The 11229-nt window shown below is 69.3% G+C and carries 10 protein-coding genes; 7 read left to right on the forward strand and 3 right to left on the reverse strand.

Annotated elements, in window-relative coordinates; translation table 11 throughout:
* Nucleotides 1-90 precede the first annotated feature (90 nt).
* From ABZ281_RS19030 to ABZ281_RS19040, 3 genes are all read right to left on the reverse strand, one after another.
* Complete coding sequence (locus ABZ281_RS19030; protein WP_356656905.1) at nucleotides 91-780, reverse strand: HNH endonuclease signature motif containing protein; 690 nt, start codon at nucleotides 778-780, stop codon at nucleotides 91-93.
* Nucleotides 777-1349 carry a hypothetical protein gene (locus ABZ281_RS19035; protein ID WP_356656907.1) on the reverse strand — a complete coding sequence of 191 codons (573 nt, stop codon included), beginning with the start codon at nucleotides 1347-1349 and terminating at the stop codon, nucleotides 777-779. The genes ABZ281_RS19030 and ABZ281_RS19035 overlap by 4 nt, the downstream gene beginning before the upstream one ends.
* A gap of 188 nt (nucleotides 1350-1537) precedes the next feature.
* Nucleotides 1538-1999, reverse strand: coding sequence for a hypothetical protein (locus tag ABZ281_RS19040; protein WP_356656922.1), 462 nt, complete (start codon nucleotides 1997-1999; stop codon nucleotides 1538-1540).
* Nucleotides 2000-2065: 66 nt separating this feature from the next.
* Between ABZ281_RS19040 and ABZ281_RS19045 the strand changes: the two genes are divergently transcribed.
* The 7 genes from ABZ281_RS19045 (at nucleotide 2066) to ABZ281_RS19075 (ending at nucleotide 11214) form a co-directional block, all read left to right on the forward strand.
* The gene (locus ABZ281_RS19045; protein WP_356656918.1) at nucleotides 2066-2731 is read left to right on the forward strand and encodes an ATP-binding protein; all 666 of its coding nucleotides are present in this window, start codon (nucleotides 2066-2068) and stop codon (nucleotides 2729-2731) included.
* 630 nt (nucleotides 2732-3361) lie between these two features.
* Complete coding sequence (kdpF, locus tag ABZ281_RS19050; protein ID WP_298561892.1) at nucleotides 3362-3451, forward strand: K(+)-transporting ATPase subunit F; 90 nt, start codon at nucleotides 3362-3364, stop codon at nucleotides 3449-3451.
* 9 nt (nucleotides 3452-3460) lie between these two features.
* The gene (kdpA, locus tag ABZ281_RS19055) at nucleotides 3461-5125 is read left to right on the forward strand and encodes a potassium-transporting ATPase subunit KdpA (RefSeq protein WP_356656910.1); all 1665 of its coding nucleotides are present in this window, start codon (nucleotides 3461-3463) and stop codon (nucleotides 5123-5125) included.
* A 62-nt stretch (nucleotides 5126-5187) separates the two neighbouring features.
* Nucleotides 5188-7314 carry a potassium-transporting ATPase subunit KdpB gene (gene kdpB / locus ABZ281_RS19060; protein WP_356656920.1) on the forward strand — a complete coding sequence of 709 codons (2127 nt, stop codon included), beginning with the start codon at nucleotides 5188-5190 and terminating at the stop codon, nucleotides 7312-7314.
* Entirely contained in the window at nucleotides 7311-7943 is a 633-nt protein-coding gene (gene kdpC, locus ABZ281_RS19065) for a potassium-transporting ATPase subunit KdpC (protein ID WP_356656912.1), read from the forward strand. Before kdpB ends, kdpC begins: the two co-directional genes overlap by 4 nt.
* A gap of 97 nt (nucleotides 7944-8040) precedes the next feature.
* Nucleotides 8041-8724 (forward strand): response regulator, encoded by a 684-nt coding sequence (locus tag ABZ281_RS19070; RefSeq protein ID WP_356656914.1) that lies wholly within the window; start codon nucleotides 8041-8043, stop codon nucleotides 8722-8724.
* A 72-nt stretch (nucleotides 8725-8796) separates the two neighbouring features.
* Entirely contained in the window at nucleotides 8797-11214 is a 2418-nt protein-coding gene (locus ABZ281_RS19075) for a DUF4118 domain-containing protein (protein ID WP_356656916.1), read from the forward strand.
* The last annotated feature ends 15 nt before the right edge of the window (nucleotides 11215-11229 follow it).

Below are 11229 nucleotides of genomic sequence, written 5' to 3' on the forward strand. Positions count from 1 at the left end.
ACGAACCGCCCGAGCGGGAGCAACCCGAAGCCTGACCGAATCGACACCTCCGGCGTGGTGGATCAGCCTCCCCGGGGGTGACCTGCTGGTTCAGCTTGCTAGGGAGGCAGGGAGGCGACGAGCAGGCGGCGCCTGCACGTCGTCCTGGGCGCCGTTCCCGTCCCCGGTGGCGCCTCCCTCCCCGGCTGCCCAGGCGAGCAGGACGGCCGCCATGGACCACGTCAGCCGGTCCGCCTTGGCGTTGTTGCAGCCGTCGCAGGCAAGCACGAGGTTCGCGGGCAGGTTGCACGCCCACAGGCTCTTAGGGACGTAGTGGTCGACGGTGACCCCGCGGAGCTTGTCGAACTCGCTGCGGCAGTAGAAGCACCGCCGGCCGTCGCGCTCGGCGAGGTACAGGCGCGTCTCCTGCCACCCGGTCCGGACGTGCTGCCCCGGCTTGCACTTCTTACGCGGGGGCCGGTTGCCCTGCAAGATGCGCTGCGCCTTCTGCAGGCGCCGCAGGAAGCGCTGCACGTCGGCTTCCAGGGCGGCCGTCTCGTCGGCACCGAGGATGGCCACGTCGTCGGCGAGGACGCCGAACCCGGGGCCGTTGACGGCGAGCTGGGGGAACTTCTCCTCGGGCTCCCAGACCAGGCGGGCCTCCATCATCAGCGTCCCGTCGGGCAGGGTCACCTGCCAGTCCTGGGAGGCGTGCCCCCAGTCCTCGGGCGGCTCGCCGGTGTGGTCCTCGGCGCACCACTTCGGGCACCCATGCACGAGCCTCAGTTCACGAGTGTTCACTGGGTGCCTCCGCGGGCGTTACGGGCCGTGAGGCGGGCGTCGTCCAGGTCGACGCTCAGGGAGTCGAGTTCGTCGGCGAAGGCGCGCAGCCGGTCGGCGAGCACGGAGACCTGCTCGGCGCCCATCTCCTCGTCGGCCGGCCAGACACCCATCACGGGCTCTCGCAGGGCGTGGCTGAACGGGGCGTGCGTGATGCGCGCGGAGATCAGGGGCGCGTCCCCGGCAGCAGGGGAGGGCAAGACCAGCTCGGCGCCCTGGTGCGTGAAGTCGGCAGCGAACGTGCCGCGGGTCATCTCGTCCTGGTGGTCGGAGATGCACCAGTCGGGACACGTCACGGTCATCGTGGCGCCGGGAGCGTCGAGCAGCCGAACCGTGTGGGTGCGCGGCCCGCTGACCTGCGGCGCATCAACGCGCATCAGGTCCGCATCAGGTTGCGCGTCAGCTTCAGGGGCGTCGGTCTCCTCCGGCTCTCCGGCGTTCCACGCGGCGAGCAGAGCGGACTCAAGCGGGTCCGGTCGGCGGTCCTCGTCGGAGGCGGCCGGAGGTGTGGGCTGTACGTTGTCCTGCATGGTCGGACTTCCTTGCTGGTGAAGGGTCCGGCCGTAGGCCCCGTGGCCGGTGCTCGCAACACCGCCCGGGGCCGCCCCGTTCCAGTACACATTCCGTACACGTCAGAACGGGATCAGCCGGGATTACTCAGGACCTAGCGGGATGTCAAATCCGCAGGTCAACCGGCCTATGGAGGTCCTGTCGCTGGTCACCGCGAGAGCGCTATAGACCTTGTAATGCGTAGGTCGTCGGTTCGAATCCGACAGGGGGCTCCGAGAAACCCCAGGTCAGGTAGCCGTTGACCTGGGGTTTTCTGTTGCTCGGGGCGTGGCGCGTCACATGGCCGGGACGCCGGGACTCTGCTTGGGTGCGCGGTGCGTGAGCGTTGGGCGATCGGCCCTACCTCTTGGGGCTTCTTCCGCTGGCTCTTCTTCTTGCCTTCGGCCCGGGCATTTTTGGCACGCTTGGCCTTCTTGCGGGCCTGCTCCGCCTTCTGCGCGGCCTCTTCGGCCTCCGCCTTGCGCCGGAGCGGGACCAGCTTGGCGGTGGCCTCGGCGGCGCTCTTGCCGACGTGGGGCAGGACGCTCTGGTAGAGGTCCCGCGTGATTCGGGTGTCGCTGTGCCCGAAGGTGTTCGACACGATCTTGACGTCGATGCCGGCGGTGAGCATGAGTGTGGCCGCGCCGCGCCGCGCCGTGGCGGAGGCCGGGGGTCACGGTTCAGGGAACGGCGACAACTGCGCCGGATCGGTGCCGCTCACCTGCGGCTATGGGGGATCGGCCCCTGCATCGACACAGCCAACCTGCTCATCAGCGAGTTGGTCACCAACGCCATCCGGTACGGCGAGACGGAGGGCATCAGCTTCTCCGTCTCGTACTGGCGAGGCGAGGTCCGCATCGAGGTGGCTGACGGAACTCCGGGCCGGCCTCAGGTGAAGAGACCGGCCGCCGACGACGAGAGCGGTCGCGGCATGCTGATCGTCGCAGCCCTCGCCGAGGACTGGGGGACCAGCGAGGACGGCACACTCATGTGGTGCACCATCGCCGTACGGGAGCCGGTGGTGCTCAGGTCGGGTTTCTGGTGGGAGTGGCGCCAGGAGGACGGCAAACAGCTCTCGCTCGCGGCCATGCCCACGCCGGACAGCGCGATCCGCTGGGCTCGCATCCAGATGCGCGTCATCGCCTCGGCCATCGACGCGTCGGTGGTTGGCTACGTGTGGGACTGGCTGTCCGACGGATGGCGCGAGCCCACCGAAGCCCTGAAGACCGGCGAGGAGTTCACCCTCCCCCTCTCGGCCGGACGCTACACGTTCGTCTGGCATGCCCGTCCGGTGCGCTTCGTGCCGGTGGTCGGTGGAACTCCCCTGCCCCACCTCGGGGAGGAGGAGCCCGGATGGGACTGAAGCCCGCGGAGCTGTGGAGCCGGTTCGACTGGCAAGGCGGGAGCTGCTTCAGGTGCGAGCGGACCGGGCTTCCCGTGACGGAGATCGGCGATATCACTACTGGCAGGCGAGACCTTCGCCCTCCAAGCCTGCCAGTGGTGCGTGTTCAGGCTCGAGCAACTCCACTACACGATGAGTGAGCGAGCCGTCCGCCGGGCGTGCCCCCGGACGCCCGCACCGCCTCGCCCCACCACCCAGTGGCCCATCAGCGTGCCATTCGACAGAACGCCCGCCCATGTCGCGTAACTGAGCAGCCGCGCCATGGGCGCCCGTCCCCGCTGTGCGAACCGGAGGCTCCCTCAAGACCTCAGAAGGACAGGTCGTGGCAGGGACGGGGCCGCCACCCGACCACGAAGAAGAGAGGTGCCTCGGCGGCCGAGGAACAGGCCGCGTCAGGGATGCGTCAAGGAAAGGCCGGCGGCCGTCAGGACGCCGTCAACGGACGGTCCGTCCCGAGTGCAGCGGGGTTAGGAAGGGATGTCCGCTCGTCGAACCTCTGTAGGAGCTCGCGATGGCCGATGTGGCCTTCGTTCTCGCCACCGTCGTGGTGTTCGCCCTGGTCGCTCTGATCGCCCGAGGGGTGGGGCGGCTGTGAGTGGCGAAAACATCGTCGGCCTGGTCGTGGCGGTAGCCCTGCTCGGCTATCTGGTCCTCGCCCTGGTCTTCCCGGAGAGGTTCTGAGCAGCGCCCATGAGCCCCGTTCTTGCTGATGTGCTGCTGGTGACGGCGCTGATCGCGGCGCTGGCCCTGGTGCACCGTCCCTTCGGCGACTACATGGCCGCCGTGTACTCCTCCAAGCGGCATCTGCGCGTCGAGCGGTGGATCTACCGCTCCATCGGCGCGAACCCGGACGCCGGGATGCGCTGGCCCGCCTATCTACGGGCGCTGCTGGCGTTCTCGGCGGTGAGCGTGCTGTTCCTGTACCTGCTCCAGCGGATGCAGGACAAACTGCCGCTGTCGCTGGGCTTCAAGGCGATCAGCCCCGACCAGGCGTTCAACACCGCCGTCTCGTTCGTGTCGAACACGAACTGGCAGTCGTACTCGGGTGAGACGGCGATGAGCCATGTCACTCAGACGGCCGGTCTGGCGGTGCAGAACTTCGTGTCGGCGGCGGTCGGCATCGCCGTCGCGATCGCGCTGGTGCGCGGCTTCGCCCGGCCGCGGACCGGGGAGCTGGGCAACTTCTGGGCCGACCTGGTGCGCGGGGTCGTACGGATCCTGCTGCCGGTGTCGGCCGTGGCCGCAGTGCTGCTGGTGGCCGCCGGCGCGATCCAGAACTTCGGTGACATCCACACCATCACCACCCTCACCGGGGATCAGCAGGCCATCAGCCCAGGTGCGGTGGCATCCCAGGAGGCCATCAAGGACCTGGGCACCAACGGCGGTGGTTTCTTCAACGCCAACTCGTCCCACCCCTTCGAGAACCCCGACGGCATCACCAACCTGCTGGAGATCTTCCTGCTGCTGGTGATCCCGTTCTCGCTGACGCGCACCTTCGGGAAGATGGTCGGCAGCGTGAAGCAGGGCTATGCGATCCTCGCCGCGATGGCCGTGATCTGGTTCGCGGGTGTTGTCGTGGTGACGATCGTCGAGTACGCGCACCCGGGCACCGCCTCGCAGATCGCGGGTGGCTCGATGGAGGGCAAGGAGCAGCGCTTCGGTGAGGGGCCGTCCTCGCTGTTCGCGGTGTCGACGACGATGACCTCGACCGGGTCGGTGAACTCCTTCCACGACTCCTACCAGGGCTTGTCCGGCGGGGTGCTGCTGCTGGGCATGATGCTGGGCGAGGTCGCGCCCGGCGGGGTGGGGTCCGGCCTGTACGGCATGTTGATCATGGCGGTCGTCGCCGTGTTCATCGCCGGTCTGATGGTGGGGCGCACCCCCGAGTACCTGGGCAAGAAGATCGGCACCCGGGAGATCAAGCTCGCCGCCCTGTACATCCTCGTCACCCCGGCGCTGGCGCTGACCGGCACAGCCCTGGCGATGGCACTGGGCAAGGGTGAGGCGTCGATGACCAACACCGGCGCGCACGGCTTCTCCGAGGTCCTGTACGCATACACCTCCGCCTCGAACAACAACGGCTCGGCGTTCGCCGGATTCGCCGCCGACACGCCGTACCACGACACGATGCTCGGGCTGTGCATGGCACTTGGCCGGTTCCTGCCGATGGTGTTCGTGCTGGCCCTGGCCGGTTCGCTCGCCGAGCAGAAGCCCGTCCCCGCCACGGCGGGCACGCTGCGCACCGAGAAACCGCTGTTCACCGGGCTCCTCGTGGGCGCCGTCGTGATCGTCGCAGGGCTGACCTTCTTCCCGGCGCTGGCGCTGGGACCCCTCGCGGAGGGACTGGCCGCATGACCCCCGACACCGACACACACGCCCAGGACACTCCCTCACCGGAAGCGAAGAAGCAGGACGCCATGTCCACCCCGCACGACGCCCCGTCCACCACCCTGGGCACCGAACCCCTCGCGCCCCACCAGAGCGCGCCCACCGGTCACAGGCCCGGCGCCGGCCGGGTCGGCGGGGGCCTGTTCGACCCGAAGCAGCTGTGGATGTCCCTACCGGACGCCTTCCGCAAGACGGACCCGCGGATCATGGTCAAGTCGCCGGTCATGTTCGTGGTCGAGATCGGATCCGCGCTGACCACGGCTCTGGCCGTCATGCACCCTGGTGACTGGTTCGGCTGGGCCATCACCGTCTGGCTGTGGCTGACCGTGGTCTTCGCCAACCTCGCCGAGGCCGTCGCCGAGGGCCGAGGCAAGGCCCAGGCCGACACCCTGCGCCAGGCCAAGACGGACACCGTCGCTCGCAGGCTCGCGGGCGACGCGGAGGAGCGGATTCCCGGCACCGAGCTGCGCATCGGTGACCTGGTGGTCTGTGAGGCCGGCGACATCATCCCCGGCGACGGTGACGTCGTCGAGGGCGTCGCGTCCGTGGACGAATCGGCGATCACGGGTGAGTCCGCGCCCGTGATTCGTGAGTCCGGCGGTGACCGGTCCGCGGTGACCGGCGGCACGAAGGTCCTGTCCGACCGCATCGTCATCAAGATCACGACGAAGCCGGGCGAGACCTTCATCGACCGCATGATCAACCTCGTCGAGGGCGCCGCGCGGCAGAAGACACCGAACGAGATCGCCCTGAACATCCTGCTGGCCTCGTTGACGATCATCTTCCTGCTGGCGACCGTCACCCTCCAGCCGTTCGCCGTCTACGCGGGCGCCGAGCAGTCCCTGATCGTGCTGACCGCGCTGCTGGTGTGCCTGATCCCGACGACCATCGGCGCGCTGCTGTCGGCAATCGGCATCGCGGGCATGGACCGCCTGGTCCAGCGCAACGTCCTCGCGATGAGCGGCCGCGCGGTGGAGGCAGCAGGTGACGTCTCCACACTGCTGCTGGACAAGACCGGCACCATCACCCTCGGCAACCGGCAGGCTGCCGAGTTCGTGCCGGTGCTGGGCACCACGGCAGCCGATGTCGCGGATGCCGCGCAGTTGTCGTCGCTGGCCGACGAGACACCGGAGGGCCGTTCCGTCGTCGTCCTCGCGAAGGAGAAGTACGGGCTGCGCGAACGCCACCAGGGTGAGCTGGCGCACGCCGAGTGGATCGCTTTCACCGCGCAGACTCGCATGTCCGGTGTGGACGTGGACGGCAGGAAGGTCCGCAAGGGCGCCACCGCGTCCGTTCTCGCCTGGGTCCGCGAGCGCGGCGGTGAGGTGACCGAGGAGGCCGCGCACATCACCGAGGAGATCTCCGCGGCCGGCGGTACTCCGCTGCTGGTGGCCGCCGAGGACGGCGACGGCGCCCGGGTCCTCGGGGTCATCCACCTCAAGGACGTGGTCAAGAAGGGCATGCGGGAACGGTTCGCCGAGCTGCGCCGCATGGGCATCAAGACAATCATGATCACGGGTGACAACCCGCTGACCGCCAAGGCGATCGCGGACGAGGCCGGCGTGGACGACTTCCTCGCCGAGGCCACCCCCGAGGACAAGATGGCCCTGATCAAGCGGGAGCAGGCGGGCGGCAAGCTGGTCGCGATGACCGGAGACGGTACCAACGACGCGCCCGCGCTCGCGCAGGCGGACGTCGGCGTGGCCATGAACACCGGCACCTCGGCCGCCAAGGAGGCCGGGAACATGGTGGACCTGGACTCCAACCCGACCAAGCTCATCGAGATCGTCGAGATCGGCAAGCAGCTGCTGATCACGCGCGGCGCCCTGACGACGTTCTCCATCGCCAACGACGTCGCGAAGTACTTCGCGATCATCCCCGCGATGTTCGCGGTCGCCTACCCGTCGCTGGACAAGCTCAACATCATGGGCCTGGCCTCCCCGGAGTCCGCGATCCTCTCGGCCGTGATCTTCAACGCGCTGATCATCGTCGCCCTCGTGCCGCTCGCCCTGAAGGGCGTGCGCTACCGGCCGATGAGCGCCGACCGGATGCTGCGCCGCAACCTCGGCCTCTACGGCCTGGGCGGTCTCGTCGCCCCGTTCCTCGGCATCAAGGCCATCGACCTGCTCATCTCCCTCATCCCCGGGATCGGATGACCGCTGTGAACACCGAACTCCGCAACACCACCCGAGTCGCCTGGGCCGCGCTGCGCGCTCTGCTCGTCCTGACCCTGGTGACCGGCGTCATCTACCCGCTGGCGGTGACCGGCGTCGCCCAGGCCGTCTTCCACGACCAGGCGAACGGTTCGATCGTCAAGGCCGACGGCAAGGAGGTCGGCTCCAGGCTGATCGGCCAGAGCTGGAACCTGCCCGGCACCGACCGGCCCGACCCGAAGTGGTTCCAGGGACGACCGTCCCACAGCGGCTACGACCCGCTGTCCACCGGCTCCAGCCAGCTCGGCGCGAGCAACCCCACCCTCGTCAAGACTGTCGAGACTGCGGAGAAGCAGGTCGCCGCCTTCAACGGAGTACCCGAATCGGCGGTTCCGGCGGACGCGGTCACCGGTTCCGCCTCCGCTATCGACCCCGATATCTCACCTGTGTACGCGAGGATCCAGGTCAGGCGCGTCGCCGAGGCGAACGGGATGCCCGAGGCCGTGGTCGCCGAGCTGGTCAGGGACCACACCCAGGGCCGCATGGCGGGCTTCCTCGGCGAGCCCCGCGTCAACGTCCTGGAACTCAACCTTGCCCTGCGGGACGCGGTGGCCGGACAGCACGGCTCGTGATGCGCGCAGATCGACCAGGGGCGTCGGAGCGGGGGCGGGGTGCGGCGGTGGCCCCCGCGTGGTCAGGATGGATGGGCATGAAGGAGGAGGTACACCGTTGACTCGGGTGCTGGTGGTCGAGGACGAGCCGCAGATCGTGCGTGCCCTGGTGATCAACCTGCGGGCACGCAGGTACGAGGTGGACGCCGCCCCCGACGGGGCCACGGCGCTGCGGCTGGCCGCCGCCCACAAGCCGGACGTGGTCCTGCTCGACCTGGGCCTGCCCGACATGGACGGCGTGGATGTGATCAAGGGCCTGCGTGGCTGGACCCGGTCGCCGATCCTCGTGCTGTCGGCCCGACAGACCTCGGAGGAGAAGGTCAGATCCCTGGACGCCGGCGCCGACGACTACGTCACCAAGCCGTTCAGCATGGACGAGCTGCTGGCCCGGCTGCGGGCCGCCGTCCGCCGTACCGAGGAGGCGGACACCACGGACGCGGACGCAGTCGTCACCACGGACGCCTTCACCGTCGACCTGATCGCCAAGCGGGTGCAGCGAAGCGGCGAGGACGTGCGGCTGACCCCGACCGAGTGGCAGCTGCTGGAGGCGCTGATCCGCCACCCCGGTCGGCTGATCAGCCAAAAACAGCTTCTCCAGGAGGTCTGGGGCCCCTCCTACGCCACACAGAGCAACTACCTGCGGGTCTACATGGCCCAGCTGCGGCGCAAACTGGAGGCGGACCCCTCACATCCGCGGCACCTCATCACCGAGCCGGGCATGGGATACCGCTTCGAGAAGTGACCGCGTTCGTTCCGCCGCACACGACGGATCGAACCGGCCTGGCGTTCACCAAGAGGATCGGGACCTCGCACCATGGCACGCGGCACACTCCGTATCTACCTCGGCGCTGCTCCGGGCGTCGGCAAGACCTACGCGATGCTGTCCGAGGCTCACCGCCGTATGGAGCGGGGCACCGATTGCGTGGTCGGTTTCGTGGAACACCATGGCCGGCCGCGCACCGAGGTGATGCTCCATGGCCTGGAGGAGGTACCGCGCGCCGAGATCGAGTACCGGGGCACCGCATTCACCGAGATGGATGTGGACGCCGTCCTCGCCCGCCGTCCCCGTGTCGCCCTCGTGGACGAGCTTGCCCACACCAACGTGCCCGGCTCGCGCAACGCCAAGCGATGGCAGGACGTCGAAGAGCTGCTGGACGCAGGGATCAACGTGATATCGACCGTCAACATCCAGCATCTGGAGTCCCTGGGCGACGTCGTCGAGTCGATCACCGGGGTACGGCAGAAGGAGACCGTGCCCGACGAGGTGGTCCGCCGCGCCGACCAGATAGAGCTGGTCGACATGTCCCCGCAGGCACTGCGCCGTCGCATGGCACACGGCAACATCTACACACCCGACAAGGTCGACGCCGCACTGTCGAACTACTTCCGGCCCGGCAACCTCACCGCGCTGCGGGAACTGGCGCTGCTGTGGGTGGCCGACCGGGTCGACGAGTACCTGCGCGCCTACCGCGGCGAGCATGGCATCCGCTCCACCTGGCAGGCCCGCGAACGGATCGTCGTCGGCCTGACCGGTGGCCCGGAAGGGCGTACGCTCATCCGCCGGGCGGCGCGGCTGGCGGAGAAGGGCGCCGGCGGCGAGGTACTCGCCGTCTACATCGCCCGCAGCGACGGGCTCACCTCCGCCTCACCCAAGGAACTCGCCCTCCAGCGCACCCTGGCCGAAGACCTCGGCGGCACCTTCCACCACGTCATCGGCGACGACATCCCCCAGGCACTGCTGGACTTCGCCCGCGGCGTGAACGCCACCCAGATAGTCCTCGGCGCCAGCCGCCGACGCGCCTGGCAGTACGTGTTCGGCCCCGGGGTGAGCGCCACGGTGGCCCGCGAGTCAGGGCCCGATCTCGACGTGCACATCGTCACCCACGAGGAGGCCGCCAAGGGCCGCGGCCTGCCGGTGGCCCGCGGCGCCCGCCTCGGCCGCTCGCGCATCCTCACCGGTTGGTTGGTGGGCGTGGCCGGTCCGGTACTGCTCACCGTGCTGCTCACGTCAGTGATCAACACCCGGCCGCCCGACCGCGGCCCCGGTCTCGCCAACGAGGTCCTGCTCTTCCTCACCCTGACCGTGGGTGCCGCACTGCTCGGCGGCTTCCTCCCGGCGCTGGCCTCGGCCGCGGTCGCCTCGCTCCTGCTGAACTACTTCTTCACCCCGCCCACCCATACCTGGGTCATCGCCGACTCCAGAAACATCATCGCGATCGTCGTCTTCTTCTTCGTCGCGGCCTCGGTCGCCTCCGTGGTGGACCTGGCGGCCCGCCGCACCCAACAGGCCGCCCGGCTGCGCGCCGAAGCCGAGACGTTGTCCTTCCTGGCGGGCAGCGTGCTGCGCGGCGAGGACTCCCTGCCTTCGCTGCTGGAAGGCGTACGGGAGACCTTCGGCATGGAGTCCGTGGCACTGCTGGAACGCGCCAGCGACGTGGAACCGTGGGCCTGCGTGGACAGTGCGGGCACGACCCGTCCGATCGCCCGGCCCGAGGACGCCGATGCCGAACTGCCGGTCGGCGACCATCTGGCCCTGGCCCTGTCCGGGCGGGTACTGCCCGCCGAGGACCGCCGGGTGCTGGCCGCCTTCGCCGCCCAGGCCGCCGTCGTACTCGACCGCCAGCGACTGCAGCAGCAAGCCGGACAGGCCCGGGAACTGGCCGAGGGCAACCGCATCCGCACCGCACTCCTGGCCGCCGTCAGCCACGATCTCCGCACTCCGCTGGCCGGCATCAAGGCCGCTGTCACCTCGCTGCGCTCCGAGGACGTCGACTGGTCGGAGGAGGACCAGGCCGAACTGCTCGCCGGCATCGAGGAAGGCACGGACCGGCTGGACGCCCTGGTCGGCAATCTGCTCGACATGTCCCGCCTGCAGACCCGCACCGTCACCCCACTCATCCGCGAGATCGATCTCGACGAGGTCGTGCCGATGGCGCTCGGCGGCGTACCCGACGGTTCCGTGGAACTGGACATCCCCGAAACCCTGCCCATGGTGCCCGTCGACCCCGGACTGCTGGAACGGACCGTCGCCAACATCGTCGAGAACGCGGTCAGGTACAGCCCGGAGGACAAACCCGTCCTCGTCGCCGCCAGCGCGCTCGGCGACCGCGTCGAGCTACGCGTCGTCGACCGCGGCCCCGGCGTCCCCGACGAGGCCAAGGAACGGATCTTCGCAAGGTCGACCCGCAACTGCTCGCCACGGTCACCTCCTGGTGCGCCCAGCACGGCGTGATGCCGGAGCGGATCT

It is taken from the genome of Streptomyces sp. NPDC006265 (assembly GCF_040613555.1).
GTDB lineage: Bacteria > Actinomycetota > Actinomycetes > Streptomycetales > Streptomycetaceae > Streptomyces.